At 72.7% G+C, this 16,950-nt stretch carries 16 protein-coding genes; 13 read left to right on the top strand and 3 right to left on the bottom strand.

What is annotated here, in order from left to right; all coding sequences use genetic code 11:
- Positions 1-73: 73 nt before the first annotated feature.
- Positions 74-883, bottom strand: a complete 810-nt coding sequence (locus ABD347_RS09880; RefSeq protein WP_344359142.1) for an IclR family transcriptional regulator — start codon at positions 881-883, stop codon at positions 74-76.
- 342 nt (positions 884-1,225) lie between these two features.
- On the opposite strand from ABD347_RS09880, the gene allB reads away from it, so the two are divergent.
- The 3 genes from allB to ABD347_RS09865 all read left to right on the top strand — a co-directional run bounded on the left by allB (position 1,226) and on the right by ABD347_RS09865 (position 5,287).
- Complete coding sequence (gene allB, locus ABD347_RS09875) at positions 1,226-2,614, top strand: allantoinase AllB (protein ID WP_344359140.1); 1,389 nt, start codon at positions 1,226-1,228, stop codon at positions 2,612-2,614.
- A 5-nt stretch (positions 2,615-2,619) separates the two neighbouring features.
- Entirely contained in the window at positions 2,620-3,732 is a 1,113-nt protein-coding gene (gene alc, locus ABD347_RS09870) for an allantoicase (protein ID WP_344359137.1), read from the top strand.
- A 934-nt stretch (positions 3,733-4,666) separates the two neighbouring features.
- Entirely contained in the window at positions 4,667-5,287 is a 621-nt protein-coding gene (locus tag ABD347_RS09865) for a dihydrofolate reductase family protein (protein ID WP_344359135.1), read from the top strand.
- Positions 5,288-5,425: 138 nt separating this feature from the next.
- Here ABD347_RS09865 and ABD347_RS09860 read toward each other — a convergent pair whose 3' ends face one another.
- Complete coding sequence (locus tag ABD347_RS09860; protein ID WP_344359133.1) at positions 5,426-6,100, bottom strand: lytic polysaccharide monooxygenase auxiliary activity family 9 protein; 675 nt, start codon at positions 6,098-6,100, stop codon at positions 5,426-5,428.
- 264 nt (positions 6,101-6,364) lie between these two features.
- On the opposite strand from ABD347_RS09860, the gene ABD347_RS09855 reads away from it, so the two are divergent.
- Positions 6,365-7,543 (top strand): cytochrome P450 family protein, encoded by a 1,179-nt coding sequence (locus ABD347_RS09855; protein ID WP_344359132.1) that lies wholly within the window; start codon positions 6,365-6,367, stop codon positions 7,541-7,543.
- 134 nt (positions 7,544-7,677) lie between these two features.
- Here the strand turns inward: ABD347_RS09855 and ABD347_RS09850 are convergent, their stop codons facing one another.
- The gene (locus ABD347_RS09850) at positions 7,678-8,685 is read right to left on the bottom strand and encodes a Gfo/Idh/MocA family protein (protein ID WP_344359129.1); all 1,008 of its coding nucleotides are present in this window, start codon (positions 8,683-8,685) and stop codon (positions 7,678-7,680) included.
- Positions 8,686-8,850: 165 nt separating this feature from the next.
- Here ABD347_RS09850 and ABD347_RS09845 point away from each other — a divergent pair, with 165 nt between their 5' ends.
- The 9 genes from ABD347_RS09845 to ABD347_RS09805 all read left to right on the top strand — a co-directional run.
- Positions 8,851-9,570, top strand: a complete 720-nt coding sequence (locus ABD347_RS09845; protein ID WP_344359837.1) for a GntR family transcriptional regulator — start codon at positions 8,851-8,853, stop codon at positions 9,568-9,570.
- Between the two features lie 80 nt (positions 9,571-9,650).
- On the top strand, positions 9,651-9,785 hold the full coding sequence (locus ABD347_RS09840) for a LysE family translocator (RefSeq protein ID WP_344359126.1): 135 nt from the start codon (positions 9,651-9,653) through the stop codon (positions 9,783-9,785).
- A 152-nt stretch (positions 9,786-9,937) separates the two neighbouring features.
- A complete protein-coding gene (locus tag ABD347_RS09835) occupies positions 9,938-10,942 on the top strand; it encodes a substrate-binding domain-containing protein (protein WP_344359124.1) in 1,005 nt (334 codons plus the stop codon).
- A 92-nt stretch (positions 10,943-11,034) separates the two neighbouring features.
- Complete coding sequence (locus tag ABD347_RS09830; protein WP_344359121.1) at positions 11,035-12,060, top strand: sugar ABC transporter substrate-binding protein; 1,026 nt, start codon at positions 11,035-11,037, stop codon at positions 12,058-12,060.
- Positions 12,057-13,112: an ABC transporter permease gene (locus ABD347_RS09825; RefSeq protein ID WP_344359118.1), complete on the top strand. Its 1,056-nt coding sequence runs from the start codon at positions 12,057-12,059 to the stop codon at positions 13,110-13,112. Before ABD347_RS09830 ends, ABD347_RS09825 begins: the two co-directional genes overlap by 4 nt.
- Positions 13,109-13,933, top strand: coding sequence for an ATP-binding cassette domain-containing protein (locus ABD347_RS09820; RefSeq protein WP_344359115.1), 825 nt, complete (start codon positions 13,109-13,111; stop codon positions 13,931-13,933). The genes ABD347_RS09825 and ABD347_RS09820 overlap by 4 nt, the downstream gene beginning before the upstream one ends.
- A gap of 112 nt (positions 13,934-14,045) precedes the next feature.
- A complete protein-coding gene (locus ABD347_RS09815; protein ID WP_425575615.1) occupies positions 14,046-15,254 on the top strand; it encodes an ROK family glucokinase in 1,209 nt (402 codons plus the stop codon).
- Between the two features lie 11 nt (positions 15,255-15,265).
- Positions 15,266-15,820 (top strand): hypothetical protein, encoded by a 555-nt coding sequence (locus ABD347_RS09810; protein WP_344359833.1) that lies wholly within the window; start codon positions 15,266-15,268, stop codon positions 15,818-15,820.
- A gap of 28 nt (positions 15,821-15,848) precedes the next feature.
- On the top strand, positions 15,849-16,950 hold a 1,102-nt coding region (locus ABD347_RS09805), incomplete at its 3' end, for an alpha/beta fold hydrolase (protein ID WP_344359831.1).

Raw genomic sequence — 16,950 nt, 5'->3', positions numbered from 1 at the left:
GGCACCGACGGCCCGGTCGGCGGCGGCCCGGTCGGCGGCGGCCCGGTGGGGGCGGCCCGGTGGGCCGGTTCGGTCAGGCCTGACCGTTGTTCGCGGGGTTGGCCAGCGCCGTGGACAGTTCCTTCGCGATGCCCTGGAGGATCGGGACGATCCTCTCCGTGGCGGTCTCCGTGACGCGGCCGGCCGGTCCCGAGATGGAGATGGCCGCGGCGGTGGGGGAGTCGGGCACCGAGACCGCGATGCAGCGGACGCCGATCTCCTGCTCGCTGTCGTCGACGGCGTACCCGGCCGCGCGCACCTGATCGAGGGCCGAGAGGAAGCCCTCGGCGGTGGTGATCGTCTTGTCGGTCGCGGCGGGCATGCCGGTGCGGGCGAGCAGCGCCCGCACCTCCTCCGGCGGGGTGTGGGCGAGCAGGGCCTTGCCCACGCCGGTGGAGTGCGGCAGAACGCGCCGGCCGACCTCGGTGAACATCCGCATCGAGTGCTTGGACGGCACCTGCGCGACATAGACGATCTCGTCGCCGTCGAGCAGCGCCATGTTCGCCGTCTCGCCGGTCTCCTCGACGAGCCGCGCGAGATAGGGCCGGGCCCAGGTGCCCAGGAGGCGGGCGGCGGACTCACCGAGGCGGATGAGGCGGGGGCCGAGGGCGTACCGGCGGTTGGGCTGCTGGCGCACGTAACCGCAGGCGACCAGCGTGCGCATCAGCCGGTGGATGGTGGGCAGCGGCAGTCCGCTGCTGGAGGAGAGCTCGCTCAGCCCGACCTCGCCCCCGGCGTCGGCCATCCGCTCCAGAAGGTCGAAGGCACGCTCCAGGGACTGGACACCGCCGGTCGCGGCGGCGGGCTTGGCGGCGTCGGTGGTGCTGGCGCTGGACGTCGGCACGTCAACGGTCCTTTCGAGGCGGATGGGCAAGTCAGCAGCCTACCGGGCCCTTCCGCCGGGCACATCGCCCGTGAAGGGGCGTCTTCGCCGGTCAGGCGCTGTTTGTCCGGGTGTCCGCGGTGTTCCGCGGAGGTCTGCCGGTACTCCTCATGTGGGGAGCTACGTTCTCCATGGTGAAATTATGTTTCCACTTCATGGAAACATCCAAGTCGCTCACCCGCCACCCCCGCTCCCGTCGGGGGACCCTTGACGAGGGGGGATCCGGAGTGAAGACTCCTTCAACAGTTCGTTGAAGAATGATGAGGCGGCCGGTGAAGTGCGGCCGGCGAAGTGGAAGGCGATGTGGACGGGAACGTGGACCTGAACACCAACGTGGACGCGACCGCCGAGGTGGACGCGGACGTGACCCTGGTACTGCGCTCGACGCGCGTCATCACCCCCGAGGGCACCCGCCCCGCCTCGGTCGCCGTCGCCGGCGGCCGCATCGCGGCGGTGCTGCCCCACGACGCCGAGGTGCCCGCCGGCGCCCGGCTGGAGGACGTCGGCGACCACGTCCTCCTCCCCGGCCTCGTCGACACCCACGTGCATGTGAACGACCCCGGCCGCACCGAGTGGGAGGGCTTCTGGACGGCCACCCGCGCGGCCGCCGCCGGCGGCATCACGACCCTCGTCGACATGCCGCTCAACTCCCTGCCGCCGACCACGACGGTCGACAACCTGCGGACCAAGCAGGAGGTGGCCCGCTCCAAGGCGCACATCGACGTCGGCTTCTGGGGCGGCGCCCTGCCGGACAACGTCAAGGACCTCCGCCCCCTGCACGACGCGGGCGTCTTCGGCTTCAAGTGCTTCCTGTCGCCCTCCGGCGTGGACGAGTTCCCCGAGCTCGACCAGGAGCAGCTGACCGCGTCCCTCGCCGAGATCGCCGGCTTCGGCGGCCTGATGATCGTGCACGCCGAGGACCCGCACCACCTCGCCGCGGCCCCGCAGAAGAGTTCGCCGAAGTACGCGGACTTCCTCGCCTCCCGGCCGCGCGACGCCGAGAACACCGCCATCGAGAACCTGATCAACCAGGCGAGGCGGCTCGACGCGCGCGTGCACGTACTCCATCTGTCCTCCAGCGACGCGCTGCCGCTGATCGCCGCCGCCCGCCGTGAGGGCGTACGGATCACCGTGGAGAGCTGCCCGCACTTCCTCACCCTCACCGCCGAGGAGGTGCCGGACGGCGCGACCGAGTTCAAGTGCTGCCCGCCCATCCGTGAGGCCTCCAACCAGGACGCGCTGTGGGAGGGCCTCGCCGACGGGACGATCGACTGCATCGTCTCCGACCACTCGCCCTCCACCGCCGACCTCAAGACCCCCGACTTCTCCACCGCCTGGGGCGGCATCTCCTCGCTCCAGCTCGGCCTGCCCGCCATCTGGACCGAGGCCCGCCGCCGCGGCCACACCCTGGAGGACGTCGTCCGCTGGATGTCCGCCGCCCCGGCGCGGCTCGCGGGCCTGGACCGCAAGGGCGCCATCGAGCCCGGCCGGGACGCCGACTTCGCCGTCCTCGCGCCCGACGAGACCTTCACCGTCGACCCCGCCGAACTCCACCACCGCAACCAGGTCACCGCCTACGCGGGCAGGACCCTGCACGGGGTCGTCAAGTCCACCTGGCTGCGCGGCGTACGCATCGCCGACAACGGCACCCTGGCCGAGCCCACCGGCCGGCTGCTCGAAAGGAACAAGTGACAACCGTGACCGGCATACCCAGCTTCACCGGCGACGCCAGCCCCTACGGCGGCGGTGACCCGTACGCCGACTACCGCACCGCCGACTTCCCCTTCACCGGCCTCGTCGACCTCGCCGACCGCCGCCTCGGCGCGGGTGTCATCGCCGCCAACGACGAGTTCTTCGCCGAGCGCGAGAACATGCTCAAGCCCGAGCCCGCTGAGTTCGACCCCGAGCACTTCGGCCACAAGGGCAAGATCATGGACGGCTGGGAGACCCGCCGCCGGCGCGGCGCCTCCGCCGTCGAGCCCCACCCGGCCGACGACGACCACGACTGGGCGCTGGTACGCCTCGGCGCGCCCGGTGTGGTCCGCGGCATCGTCGTCGACACCGCCCACTTCCGCGGCAACTACCCGCAGGCCGTCTCCGTCGAGGCGACCTCGGTCGCCGGCTCCCCGTCGCCCGAGCAGCTCCTGTCCGACGACGTCGAGTGGACGACCCTCGTGCCGCGCACCGCCATCGGCGGCCACGCGGCCAACGGCTTCGCCGTCGACACCGAGCGGCGCTTCACGCACCTGCGCGTCAAGCAGCACCCCGACGGCGGCATCGCCCGGCTGCGGGTGTACGGCGAGGTCGCCCCCGACCCGGCCTGGCTCGCCGTGCTCGGCACCTTCGACGTCGTCGCCCTGGAGAACGGCGGCCGCGTCGAGGACGCCTCCGACCGCTTCTACTCGCCCGCCACCAACACCATCCAGCCCGGCCGCTCCCGCAAGATGGACGACGGCTGGGAGACCCGCCGCCGCCGTGACAAGGGCAACGACTGGATCCGCTACCAGCTCGCCGAGCAGTCCGCGATCCGCGCCGTCGAGATCGACACCGCGTACCTGAAGGGCAACAGCGCCGGCTGGGCCGCCCTGTCCGTACGCGACGGCGAGGGCGGCGACTGGACGGAGGTCCTGCCGCGCACCCGCCTCCAGCCGGACACCAACCACCGCTTCGTCCTGCCGGAGCCGGCGGTCGGCACGCACGTGCGCATCGACATCTACCCGGACGGCGGCATCTCCCGCCTCCGCCTGTTCGGCTCGCTGACGGACGAGGGCGCCAAGCGCCTGACGGCCCGCCACGACGAGCTGAACTGACCGACCCGGGCAGCACGACACCTGCCCGTACGCGAGGGGCGCACCGGCCGGACAGCACCGGTGCGCCCCTCGCTTCCCGCCCCCGCGCGGTCACGCGGCGCGGCCGCCGTCCACCGGGGGCTCGGCCCTCCGTCACGCACGCCGCCTCCGCCCCGGCCGGGGGTGCGCCACCAGCGGCGCCGCCCCGTCCGGCACGGCAGTAGCGGCCCAGCGGCGCCGTCATCGCCCGCCGACCGTCGCGCGAACGGGCCGTCCGCCGGGTCCACGCCGGTGCCGACCGGACCGGGGCGGGCGATGTCCGCCGTGATGCCCCGCCCGCCCGGCTCGCCCCCGAGCGCCTTGGCCAGGCCCGCCGGCGGGGACGTGCTCATCGCGTAGGACGGCCGGCCGGGACCGGGCACGCGCCGGGCCGTGCACGGCCCGATCGTGACGATCCGCCCGACGCGCTCCATGCATGACGTCGCGGCCCGCGACGCCAGGAACGCGCCCCGGACGTCCACCGCCGGAGCCGGAGCCGGAGCCGAGCCAGGGCCAGGCAGGCCCCGCGTCGGTGGCCGCCGGGCGCTCCAGCGGGCCGTCCACCCCGGCACCGGCGTCGCCGACCAGCACGTCCAGCCGCCCGCCGTTCAGTGCGTCTGGCGGCTCGCCGTACGGTGCCCTGCGCGTCGGTCACGTCGCCCGGACCGGCCCGCGGGAGGACCCCGCGGCGGCCCGTCGGCCCGTCGTCCCGACCTCCCGTGCGACGTCCTCGGCCGCCCGGCCGCCCGGAGCGCGATCGCGGCCCCGATGCCGATGCCGATGCCGCCGGTGACCGGTGCGGTCAGTCCTGTCGTACACGGCGTGTGCCGTCCACCGATGAGTTCCGGGCGCGGGCGGGGTCTCTCCTGGTGACGCACGATGAGGAACGAACGCACCGAAACGAGAGGTACCGGCCATGGCCAAGCTCACCCTCACCACCTTCACGACGCTGGACGGCGTGATGCAGGCGCCCGGCGGCCCCGACGAGGACCGCACCGACGGCTTCGAGTACGGCGGCTGGAGCGTCCCCTTCGTGGACGAGGACTTCGGCCGGTTCATGGACGAGGTGTTCGGACGCGTGGACGCCTTCCTGCTCGGCCGGCGGACGTACGAGATCTTCGCCTCGTACTGGCCCGAGGTCACCGACGAGAACGACCCCGTCGCGAGCCGCCTCAACGCCCTGCCCAAGTACGTGGTGTCCCGGACCCTCGGCAAGGCCGGCTGGAACAACTCCACCGTCATCAGCGGTGACCTGACCGAGGAGGTCAACCGCCTCAAGCAGCGCCCCGGCCACGAGATCCAGGTGCACGGCAGCGCCCGGCTCGCCCAGAGCCTCATCGCCCTCGGCCTGGTCGACGAGCTCAACCTGCTGGTCTATCCGGTCTTCCTCGGCAAGGGCCGACGACTCTTCCCCGACGGCGGCAGCCCGACCGCCTTCGAACTCACCGGTCACCGCGCCACCTCCACCGGTGTCAGCATCCAGACCTACCGGGCGGCCGGCCCCGCGCGGTTCGGCACGTTCGAACTCGGCGAGTGACCTTGGTGGGCGTCCCCGGCACGCGCCGGGCACCGGGCGGCCGGCACGGGTGCGCGGCGGTGGCCATCCGGCACGGCGGGGAAGGGTGATGGCCGGACCGGCTCCGCACGGGGGCGGAGCCGGTCCGGCCGGTGCGGCTCAGCCGAAGTTCACGTCACTGCACAGGTAGTACGTCTGGTCCATGTGCGAGGCCTTCCAGATCGTGTAGACGATGTGGTGGCCGGTGCGGCCCGGAGCGCTGACGTCGCCGATCGTGTAGTTCTGGCTCGGGGCGTAACGGCCGGTCTGCTTGACCAGTTGGAGGTCGCTCCAGCTCAGCGCCTGGGTGGCGGGGTTGAAGCCCTGCCGGGTGACGTAGACCTGGAAGTAGTCGGCGCCGTGGCTCGCCTGGTCGTACAGTTTCACCGAGAACGTGCCGGCGACGTTCGTCGTCTTCCACGGGCCCACGGCGTCCAGGGCGTTGTAGCGGCCGCCCTCGGCGCGGCCGCCGCTGCACAGCTGGCCGTTGGGGATCGCGGCCTGGTGGTTGCCGCCGACGCCGTTGCGGTACAAGCCGTTCCAGTTCCACATGGCGTTGGGGTCCGCCCGCCACGCCTGCCAGCACATCGGGTCCTGCTGCTGCATGGCCGGGTTCAGGTGGTCGCTGCCCCAGCGTAACCAGCAACCGTAGTTGCGGGAGGCCGGGTCGACGACCGACCCGTGGGCCGAGGCGGTGCCCGCCCAGGGCAGCAGGCCGAGCAGCGTCGCGCAGAGGAGGGTGAGCAGGTGCGGCACCCAACGGGTACGGGGTGCGGTGCGATCTTGACGATTCATTGCGGCTCCATCTTCGGGTCTGGTTCCCTACCCGCCTGATGGGAGCGCTCCCAGATGCGCTCTACCCGAGAGCGCCCCTGGAGAAACCCGCCGCCGCCGGCGGAACGGCCGAGCGCGAACCGAACGCGGCGCCGCCCCCCCGGGGCGGCTCGGTCTCGCTGCCGGGGCCGGGCTCGCCCGCCCGGGCCGGGCTCGTCCGCCCGGGCCGGGATCGCCCGCCCGGGCCACCACCTCGGCGAGCGGGCGGACGGTTAGTCTGGGCCGGTGACCACGGTCGACTTGAGTGAGTACGGCGAGGACTTCGTCGCCGATCCCTATCCGTACTACGCGAAACTCCGCGAGAGCGGCCCCGTCCACCATGTACGTACCGCCCTGGGCAACGAGGTCTGGCTGATCGTCGGCCACGCCGAGGCGCGGGCCGCCCTCGCCGACCCCCGGCTGTCGAAGGCGCCTTCGACGGTCGGGCGGCGGATGCTCGACGAGGACGTCATCGGCCCCTACCTCCTGGTCCTCGACCCGCCCGACCACACCCGGCTGCGGAGACTGGTCGCCCGCGAGTTCACCGGGCGCCGCGTGGAGGCCCTGCGTCCACGGGTGCGGCACATCACCGACGAGCTGATCGACGCCATGGAGCCCCGGGGCCGCGCCGACCTCGTCGACGCCCTGGCCTTCCCGCTGCCCATCACGGTGATCTGCGAACTGCTCGGCGTCCCCGCCGCCGACCGGGACGCCTTCCGTGCCTGGTCCACCGAGATCGTCGCACCGACGGGCGGCGAGTTCGAGACCTCCGCCGTGCACGCGCTGGGCGGTTACCTCGACGCGCTCATCGAGGACAAGCGGCGCGCCCGCCCCGCCGACGACCTGCTCTCCGCGCTGCTGCGCACGCGCGCCGAGGACGGCGACCGGCTGTCGGCCGCCGAACTGCGCGCCATGGCCTACCTGTTGCTGATCGCCGGGCACGAGACGACGGTCAACCTCATCGCCAACGGCGTCCGGGCCCTGCTGAGCCACCCCGCCCAACTGGCCGCCCTGCGCGCCGACTCCGGCCTCCTCGACGGGGCGGTGGAGGAGATGCTGCGCTACGACGGCCCCGTCGAGACGGCGACGGCGCGGTTCGCCCGCGAGCCGGTTCCGGTCGGGGGCACGGTCATCCCGCAGGGCGCCGCCGTCCTCGTCGGCATCGGCGCGGGCGACCGGGACCCGGGCAGGTTCCCCGAGCCCGACCGCTTCGACATCCGCCGCGACACCGCCGGGCACCTGGCGTTCGGCCACGGCATCCACTACTGCCTCGGTGCCCCGCTGGCCCGCCTGGAGGGACGCATCGCGGTGGGCACCCTGCTGGAGCGCTTCCCCTCCCTGGCCCTGGACCCCTCGGCCGGTCCGCCGGACTGGCTGCCCGGCCTCCTCATGCGCGGCGCCCGCCGCCTGCCCGTCAGGTGGTGACCCGATGCCCCGCACGGGGCGCCGGCGGTGACGGTACGCCGCGACCTGCTGACGGGGGACGCGGAGGGGGAGGGGGACGGGGCCGGGACCTGCGCCCGGTGGTACCGGGCACGGTCCTGCCGGCGCCGAGAGCCTCAGAGGGCTGACGGCACCTCGTCCAGCCGTACCGGGCGGCGTTCGCGGCGGGACCGTTCGCACGCCTCGGCGACGCGCAGCGCCCGGAGTGCCTCGTGACCGTCGCAGGGGTTGGCCAGCTCCCCGCGCGCGAGGCGTACGAAGGCGTCCAGCTCCGCCTCGTACGCCGGGGCGAACCGCTCCAGGAACCCCTGCCACGGCTTGTCGGCCGGGGGAGGGCAGAGCGGTTCGGTGGACGTGATCGGCGTCCGGCCGCCGAGGCCCACCGCGATCTGGTCGCGCTCGCCCGCCAGCTCCATCCGCACGTCGTACCCGGCGCCGTTGCAGCGGGTGGCCGTCGCCGTGGCGAGGGTGCCGTCGTCGAGGGTGAGGAGCGCGGCCGCCGTGTCGACGTCGCCCGCGTCGCGGAACATCGCGGGGCCGCCGTCCGAGCCCGTCGCGTACACCTCGGTGACCTCGCGGCCGGTGACCCAGCGGAGGATGTCGAAGTCGTGGACCAGGCAGTCGCGGTACAGGCCGCCGGAGAGCGGGAGGTAGGCGGCGGGCGGCGGCGCCGGGTCGGAGGTGATGGCCCGGACGGTGTGGAGCCGGCCGATGCGCCCGGAGCGCACGGCGTCGCGGGCGGCACGGTAACCGGCGTCGAAGCGGCGCATGAAGCCCAGCTGGAGCGGGGTGCCGGCCGCCTCGACCGCGCGGAGCGCGCCGAGTGTGCCGGGCAGGTCGAGGGCGATGGGTTTCTCGCAGAAGGCGGGCAGGCCCGCGCGGGCGGCACGGCCGATGAGGCCGGCGTGGGAGGCGGTGGCCGAGGCGATGACCACCGCGTCGACGCCGCCGGTGAAGAGGTCGTCGACGGTCGGCGCTGCCGTGGCGCCGGTGAGTTCGGCGACCTGGGCCGCCCGGCCGGGGTCGGCGTCGGCGACGACGAGAGCCCCCACCTCGGGGTGGCGGCTGAGCACGCCCGCGTGGAAGGTGCCGATACGTCCCGTTCCGATGAGTCCGATGCGCATGGCCCCCAAGGTGGCGCCGAGCCCGTCACCGTGTCAAGCATTTGTCCTGACAACATGACTTCACAACTTCCCGTCATCATTCCCTGTGGATAGGCTCGGCCCGTGCCCAAGCAGACCCGAGCAGCCAGAGAAGAGACCGGTTCCGTCGTGCGCCTGCCGCTGAGCGTGGACCGCACCAGCCCGGTCCCGCTCTACTTCCAGCTCTCCCAGCAGCTGGAGGCGGCCATCGAGCGCGGGACGCTCACCCCCGGGAGCCTCCTCGGCAACGAGATCGAGCTGGCGGGACGGCTGGGCCTGTCCCGGCCGACCGTGCGCCAGGCCATCCAGGTCCTCGTAGAGAAGGGCCTGCTGGTGCGCCGCCGGGGCGTCGGCACGCAGGTCGTGCACAGCCAGGTCAGACGCCCGCTGGAGCTCAGCAGCCTCTACGACGACCTGGAGGCCGCCGGCCAGCGCCCCGCCACCATCGTCCTGGCCAACCGTGTCGAGCCCGCCCCCGCCGAGGTCGCCGCCGCCCTCGGTCTGCCGGAGGGCGGCGAGGTCCGGTTCGTGGAGCGGCTGCGGTTCGCCCACGACGAGCCGGTGGCGCGGCTGCGCAACCACCTGCCCCTCGGCCTGCTCGACCTGGACACCGAGCTGCTGGAGGGCACGGGCCTGTACCGGATGATGCGCGGCGCGGGCATCACTCTGCACAGCGCCCGCCAGAAAGTGGGTGCCCGGGCCGCCACCGGCCTGGAGGCGGAGCTGCTCACGGAGGAGAAGGGCGCGCCGCTGCTGACGATGGAGCGGACCACCTTCGACGACACCGGCCGGGCGGTGGAGTTCGGCGCGCACGTCTACCGGGCGTCGCGGTACGCCTTCGAGTTCCAGCTGCTGGTGCGGCCCTAGCAGGGCTCTTCTCCGCTCCGGAGCCGGGGCTGTCCTTCGCGCAGCTCGCACTCGTCCGCCACGTCATCAGCATCGCGTACGTGACCGCCTTGGTCCTCGGCGGTACGTACCTCGCCGCGCGGTTCCGCCGCCGGAAGCCGTCGGCGGGCCTCACGACGGGGGCGGGAGCGCTGTTCCTCGGTTCCGCGGCGAAACCGGCCGCGACGAGCAACTGAGCGTGGCGCCCGCGCCCCTCGCGCCCTTGCCGCTTCGCCGGCCATCCCCGCGTAAGAATGTTCGGACAAAGTATTGACGGGTCCGCCCCGTCCCCGTAGAAACGCACCCAGCCGCAATCGGGCGGCGCCGGGGAGACAAGGCGGATCCACGCATGCGTACCACCCGCACGGCCGCAGCAGCCCTGCTGGCCGCAGTCGCACTCACCGTCACCGCCGCCGGATGCAGCAGCTCCGGCGGCAAGGACTCCGCCAGCAGGAGCACCGACGGCTCCGGTGGAGGCGAACCGGCCACCACCGCGCGCATGACCGTCGCGATGGTCACCCACTCCGGCGAGGGCGACACCTTCTGGGACATCGTCCAGAACGGCGCCGAGGCCGCCGCCGCCAAGGACAACGTCGAGTTCCTCTACGCCGCGAACAAAGAGGGCAAGGAACAGGCCGCCCTCATCGACTCGTACGTCGCGAAGAAGGTCGACGGCCTGATCGTCACCCTCGCCAAGCCGGAAGCGGTCAAGGCGTCCGTCGCCAAGGCCGTCGCCGCCGGCATCCCGGTGGTGACGATCAACTCCGGCGGGCAGCACTCCGAGGCCTTCGGGGCGATCAGCCACATCGGCCAGGACGAGGCCGTGGCGGGCGAGGCCGTCGGCGAAGAGCTCACCACGCGTGGCAGGAAGAAGGCGCTCTGCGTCATCCATGAGCAGGGAAACGTTTCCCTGGAGGAGCGCTGCGCCGGCGTCGCGAAGACCTTCAAGGGCGCCGTGGAGAACCTCAACGTCGAAGGCACCAACATGCCCGCCGCGACCTCCTCCATCGAGGCCAAGCTCCAGAGCGCCAAGGACATCGACACCGTCGTCACCCTCGGAGCCCCGTTCGCCGCCGCCTCCGTCAAGGCGAAGCAGAGCGCCGGGTCCGGCGCCGAGATCAACACCTTCGACCTCAACGCGGCCGTCGTCGCCCAGCTCAAGGCCAGGCAGATCGGCTTCGCCGTCGACCAGCAGCCCTACCTCCAGGGCTACCTCGCCGTCGACGGACTCCGGCTCCACCGGGACAACCTCAACGTCATCGGCGGCGGGAAGCCCGTCCTCACCGGCCCGGCGCTCCTCACCGAGAAGGACGTACCGGTACTGGAGGAACTGACCGCCCGCGGTACCCGATGAAATCCGGGCACATCACCATGACCCATACTTGGCCAGTCGTACGACAGAGAGCACAGCAGACACACCAGGCACAGCAAGAGGGGCACGGCGTCGTGGCAAGGGTTCGGACAGGGGTACGCGCGCTGCGCGCGGTGCTGGCGACGGTCCTCGGGGTGTCCCTCGCGGGAGCCATGGCCGGATGCAGCGCCACCGGCGGCAAACGCGCCGAGGACGCCCGCAAGGCGGCGGCCGCCGAAGGCCGGTCCGCGGTGAACACCCCGAGGTGGACCATCGCCATGGTCACCCACTCCGGCGACGGCGACACCTTCTGGGACATCGTCCAGAACGGTGCCAAGCAGGCGGCCGTCAAGGACAACATCAACTTCCTGTACGCCCACAGCGACGAGGGGCAGCAGCAGGCACAGCTGGTGGACTCCTACATCGACAAGAAGGTCGACGGGCTCATCGTCACCCTCGCCAAGCCCGACGCCATGAAGGCGTCCGTCGCCAAGGCCGTGAAGGCCGGCATCCCGGTGATCACCGTCAACTCCGGCTCCGAACAGTCCAAGGCGTTCGGCGCCCTCACCCACATCGGGCAGGACGAGACGATCGCCGGCGAGGCCGTCGGCGACGAACTGGACGAGCGCGGCCGGAAGAAGGCGCTGTGCGTCCTGCACGAGCAGGGCAACGTCGGCCACGAGCAGCGCTGCGCCGGGGTGAGGAAGACCTTCGGCGGCGACCTGCGGAACCTGTACGTCGACGGCACCAACATGCCCGACGTCCAGGCCTCCATCGAGGCCAAGCTCCAGACCGACCCCTCGATCGACGCCGTCGTCACGCTCGGCGCGCCGTTCGCGGACGCCGCCGTCCAGGCGAAGAAGAGCGCCGGCTCCGAAGCCGAGATCGACACCTTCGACCTCAACGCCAAGGTCGCCGCCGGTCTGAAGAGCAAGCAGCTGGGCTTCGCCGTCGACCAGCAGCCCTACCTCCAGGGGTACGAGGCCGTGGACCTGCTGTGGCTGTACCGGTACAACGCCGACGTGCTCGGCGGCGGGCGCCCGGTGCTGACCGGACCGCAGATCATCACCGAGAAGGACGCCGCCAGGCTGGCGGAATTCACGGAGCGAGGAACCCGATGACCGCGACCGCACCACCCGTGAAGGACGGCGCCCCCGCCGACGAGCGCCTGCTGCGCACCTCCCCGCTGCGGGGGCTCCTCTCGCGGCCCGAGCTCGGCTCGGTCGTCGGGGCCGCCGCCGTCTTCCTCTTCTTCTCGATCGTCGCCGACAGCTTCCTGCGGGCATCCAGCTTCGGCACGGTCCTCTACGCCGCCTCGACGATCGGCATCATGGCCGTGCCCGTCGCGCTGCTGATGATCGGCGGCGAGTTCGACCTCTCGGCCGGGGTCCTGGTGACCAGCTCCGCGCTGATCTCCTCGATGGTCAGCTACCAGATGACCGCGAACGTCTGGGTCGGCGTACTGGTGTCCCTCCTGGTCACCCTCGCCGTCGGCGTCTTCAACGGCGTCCTGCTCACCCGCACCGGGCTGCCGAGCTTCATCATCACGCTCGGGACCTTCCTGATGCTGACCGGCCTCAACCTGGGGCTCACCAAGCTGATCAGCGGCACGGTGTCGACGAAGACGATCGCCGACATGGAGGGCTTCTCCTCGGCCCGGGCCCTGTTCGCCTCCCAGCTTTCCCTGGGCGGCGTCGACATCAAGGTGACCATCCTGTGGTGGTTCGGCCTGGTGGCCCTCGCCACCTGGATCCTGCTGCGCACCCGCTTCGGGAACTGGATCTTCGCGGTCGGCGGCAACGCCGACGCCGCCCGCGCCGTCGGTGTCCCGGTCCGTACGACGAAGATCGGCCTGTACATGGGCGTGGCCTTCTGCGCCTGGGTGTCCGGACAGCACCTGTTGTTCTCGTTCGACGTCGTCCAGTCCGGCGAGGGCGTCGGCAATGAGCTGATCTACATCATCGCGGCCGTGATCGGCGGCTGCCTGATCACCGGCGGGTACGGCTCCGCCATCGGCTCGGCGGTCGGCGCGTTCATCTTCGGCATGACCAGCAAGGGCATCGTGTACGCCGAGTGGAACCCGGACTGGTTCAAGTTCTTCCTCGGGGCGATGCTCCTTCTCGCGACCCTGCTCAACGCCTGGGTCCGCAAGCGCGCGGAGGCCACCAAGTGACGGCACTGGTAGAGCTCGACAACGTCAGCAAGTACTACGGCAACATCCGCGCCCTCGAAGGCGTCTCCCTGGAGGTCCACGCGGGCGAGATCACCTGCGTCCTGGGCGACAACGGCGCCGGCAAGTCCACCCTCATCAAGATCATCGCCGGGCTGCACGCCCACGACGGCGGCACCTTCCGCGTCGACGGCGAGGAGACCTCCCTCTCCTCCCCCCGCCAAGCCCTGGACCGGGGCATCGCCACCGTCTACCAGGACCTGGCCGTCGTGCCGCTCATGCCGGTCTGGCGGAACTTCTTCCTCGGCTCCGAGCCCACCAAGGGCGCCGGTCCCTTCAAGCGCCTCGACGCCGGCCTCATGCGCGCGACCACCCGGGCCGAGCTGCTGCGCATGGGCATCGACCTGCGCGACGTCGACCAGCCCATCGGCACCCTGTCGGGCGGCGAGCGCCAGTGCGTGGCGATCGCCCGCGCGGTGTACTTCGGCGCCAAGGTCCTCGTCCTCGACGAGCCGACCGCCGCCCTCGGCGTCAAGCAGTCCGGGGTGGTCCTGAAGTACGTGGCGGCCGCCCGCGACGCGGGCCTCGGGGTGGTGCTGATCACGCACAACCCGCACCACGCGTATCTGGTGGGTGACCGGTTCGTGCTGCTGAAGCGCGGCGTGATGTCGGCGAGCCACACCAAGGACTCCGTCACGCTCGACGAGCTCACCCGTCAGATGGCGGGCGGCAGCGAGCTCGAGGACCTCCGTCACGAACTGCGCCGCGCCCCCGCCCCGTCCCGGGTGGGCGGCCACGACGTGCCCCCGGACACGGCCCCCTGACCACCGCGCACCGCCGCCCCCGGCCACGTACCTGGCAGAATCGAGGGCGGCGGGCGCCGTCCGCCGCCGGCCCCCACCTCCCGGCCCCCCACCACCAGGGACGACAGGACTCGTGAGCACGTACCGCGACTTCGCCCTTCCCCGGGCTCTCGGCACCCGGGCAGCGGCGACCCCCGGCGGCTCCGCCCGCGCCACCGTCCTGCGTACCGTCTCGGCGCGCGAGCGCCGCTCGCACCTGACCGCGCCGCGCGTCCCCACCGTCGGCATCGACATCGGCGGTACGAAGGTGATGGCGGGCGTCGTCGACGCCGACGGCCGGATCCTGGAGCAGATCAAGACCGAGACGCCCGACAAGTCCAAGAGCGCCAAGGTCGTCGAGGACACCATCACCGAGCTGGTCCTGGACCTCTCCGACCGGCACGACGTGCACGCCGTGGGCATCGGCGCCGCGGGCTGGGTCGACGCCGACCGCAGCCGCGTCCTGTTCGCCCCCCACCTGGCCTGGCGCAACGAGCCGCTGCGCGACTCGCTCCAGGCCCGGCTCGCCGTGCCCGTCATGGTCGACAACGACGCCAACACCGCCGCCTGGGCGGAGTGGCGGTTCGGCGCCGGCCGCGGCGAGGACCACCTCGTCATGATCACGCTCGGTACGGGCATCGGCGGCGCCATCCTGGAGGACGGGCAGGTCAAGCGGGGCAAGTACGGCGTGGCGGGCGAGTTCGGCCACATGCAGGTGGTGCCCGGCGGCCACCGCTGCCCGTGCGGCAACCGCGGCTGCTGGGAGCAGTACAGCTCCGGCAACGCCCTCGTGCGGGAGGCCCGCGAGCTGGCGGCGGCCGACTCGCCGGTCGCGTACAACATCATCGAGCGTGTCAAGGGATCCGTCCCCGACATCACCGGCCCGCTGATCACCGAGCTCGCCCGTGAGGGCGACGCGATGTGCATCGAGCTGTTCCAGGACATCGGCCAGTGGCTCGGTGTCGGCATCGCCAACCTGGCCGCCGCCCTCGACCCGTCCTGCTTCGTCATCGGCGGTGGGGTCAGCGCCGCCGACGACCTGCTCATCGGCCCCGCCCGCGAAGCCTTCCGCCGCAACCTCACCGGACGGGGCTACCGTCCGGAGGCCCGTATCGCCAAGGCCCAGCTCGGCCCTGAGGCCGGCATGGTCGGCGCCGCCGACCTCGCCCGGCTCGTCGCGCGCCGCTTCCGCCGCGCCAACCGCCGCCGTCTGGAACGCTACGAGAAGTACGAGCGGTACGCCCAGGCCATCCGCAGCGGCGGCGTCACCGGCCGCAGCCCCCGACCCCCCCAGGAACCGTAGTCATGTCAGTGATGTCCGTCCTGAACCAGCCCGCGTCCCCGGAGGAACGGCGCCGTATGATCCGCCGCCGCGCCCTGACCGCCGTCGTCATCGTGCTCCTCATCGGCATCCCGGCCGGCTACCTGGTGATCTCCGCCCAGCAGAGCCGGGCCAGCGGCCGTGACAAGGAGGCCGAGTCCTCCGTCACCGGCCTGCGCGACAGCTGGCCGTCCAAGATGAAGCGCCGCGTCTTCGAGGTCCCCATCCCGGCCGGCTCCACCGAGGTCGCCTACTTCGAGACGAGCAACTGGAAGACCAGCAGGCTGTACGTCGAGTTCACCACCAGCGGGACGGGACTGGACGACTTCCTCGACGACGTGGGGACCAGCCGCGCCGCGCTCGACGCCGCGGACGTCACCATCGGCGAGCGCGACGCCCGCACCGTCGGCTGGACGTTCCCGCCCGGCCGCGACTGGTCCGCCACCACGCACCGCCAGAAGGACCCGCGGCCCACCCGCGACATCACCGTCGACCTGACCGACCCGGCCGCCCCGAGGGTGTACGTCGTCTCGACGGCGACCCCCTGACCGGGAGGGCCGGGTTCCGCTCGCTACCCTGGCGCGAGTGAGCCAGACGCAGACGACCGAACCGCAGCCCGCAGGCCCCTTCACCCTCCAGTACCGGTCCGACGGCCCCGACGAAGCGCCCGCCCTCGTCCTGGGCCCGTCACTGGGAACGACCTGGCACATGTGGGACCGGCAGATACCCGAGCTCGTACGGCAATGGCGGGTCATCCGGTTCGACCTGCCCGGCCACGGCGGCGCCCCCGCACATCCGGCGACCTCCGTCGCCGAGCTCGCCGACCGCCTGCTGGCCACCCTCGACGGACTCGGCGTCCAGCGCTTCGGGTACGCCGGCTGCTCCATCGGCGGCGCCATCGGCACCGACCTCGCCCTGCGGGCCCCGCACCGCCTCGCCTCCCTCGCCCTGATCGCCTCCTCGCCCCGCTTCGGCACCGCCGACGAGTTCCGCCAGCGCGGCGTGATCGTCCGCACCAACGGCCTCGACCCGATGGCCCGCACCGCCCCCGAGCGCTGGTTCACGCCCGGCTTCGCCGCCGCGCAGCCCGCGATCGTCGAGTGGGCCGTGCAGATGGTCCGCACGACCGACGCCGCTTCCTACGTCGCCGCGTGCGAGGCGCTCGCCGCCTTCGACGTACGCGCCGACCTCGCTCGCGTGGGCGTCCCCACCCTGGTCCTGGTCGGCTCCGAGGACCGCGTCACCGGCCCCGCCGAGGCGCGCCACCTGGTCGCCGGCATCCCCGACTCCCGGCTCGCCGTGGTGCCCGGAGCGTCCCACCTCGCGCCGGTGGAGCAGCCCGCGGCGGTCACCGACCTGCTGGTACGGCACTTCTCCACGTCGTGGCAGGCCACGTCCGACTCGTCGACGGGCATGACCGCCCTCGCCGCGCCGCCCGTGGTCCCGGCCATCGCCGCGCCGGTCGCCCCCGCCGCGCGCCCCGCCTCGCCGGTCCACGCCCCGCCCGCCCCGCCCGCCCCGCCCGCCGTCGCCGTCCCGCACGCGCCCGGTTCCGTCCCGCCGGGTGCCGTCCCGCACGCGCCGGGAGCCGCGCGAACCGGAACCGTCGCGCCGGGAGCGGTACCCGCCGCATCGGTAGCCGCCGGCGCCGGCGCCGGCGCCGGGGGGCCCGGGGCCG

It is taken from the genome of Streptomyces gobitricini (assembly GCF_039532985.1).
In the GTDB taxonomy this organism is placed as follows: Bacteria; Actinomycetota; Actinomycetes; order Streptomycetales; family Streptomycetaceae; genus Streptomyces; species Streptomyces gobitricini.
The sequence above is the reverse complement of the archived record's forward strand: the minus strand, read 5'-3'. Positions and strand labels throughout refer to the sequence as shown.